The 775-nt window shown below is 69.7% G+C and carries 1 protein-coding gene; it reads right to left on the bottom strand.

Going from position 1 to position 775, the window contains the following annotated elements; genetic code table 11:
* Nucleotides 1–775 (bottom strand): PLP-dependent aminotransferase family protein (locus ACFW0B_RS25850; RefSeq protein WP_459251736.1); only part of this gene is annotated, 775 nt, incomplete at both ends.

Below are 775 nucleotides of genomic sequence, written 5' to 3'. Positions count from 1 at the left end.
GCCGTGGCGGTCGATGGAGACGCCGACCAGGCGGCCCGGCATGTCGCGCTTGAACGCGTCGCGGGTGGCGAAGTAGGCCGCGTGCGGGCCACCGAAGCCCAGCGGAACGCCGAAGCGCTGGGCGCTGCCGAGGGCGACGTCGGCACCGAACTCGCCGGGCGGGGTCAGCAGGGTCAGGGCCAGCAGGTCGGCGGCCACAGCCACCAGGGCGCCGACGGCATGGAAACGCTCCACCAGTTCGCGGTAGTCGTAGAGGTCGCCGTTGCTGGCCGGGTACTGCAGCAGGGCGCCGAAGTAGGCGCTGGCGTCGCTGAGCTCACGCTCGTCGCCGACCACTACCTCGATGCCCAGCGGCTCGGCGCGGGTGCGCAGCACGTCGAGGGTCTGCGGGTGGCAGTGCTGCGAGGCGAAGAAGGTGTTGCTGGCCTTGTTCTTGCTCAGGCGCTTGCAGAAGGTCATGGCCTCGGCGGCGGCAGTGCCTTCGTCGAGCAGGGAGGCGTTGGCGACCGGCAGGCCGGAGAGGTCGCTGATCAGGGTCTGGAAGTTCAGCAGGGCTTCCAGGCGGCCCTGGGAGATTTCCGGCTGGTAGGGGGTATAGGCGGTGTACCAGGCCGGGTTTTCCAGCAGGTTGCGCAGGATCGGGCTGGGGGTGTGGCAGGGGTAGTAGCCCTGGCCGATGTAGTTCTTGAACAGCTGGTTCTTCGCGGCGATGGCCTTGATCGCGGCGAGGGCTTCGGCCTCGCCCTGGCCGGCCGGCAGGTCGAGCACGCTGGTG

Origin of the sequence: Metapseudomonas phytobenefica, assembly GCF_043392685.1 — a bacterium.
Lineage (GTDB): Bacteria > Pseudomonadota > Gammaproteobacteria > Pseudomonadales > Pseudomonadaceae > Metapseudomonas.
This window is presented reverse-complemented; position numbering and strand designations above follow the sequence as displayed.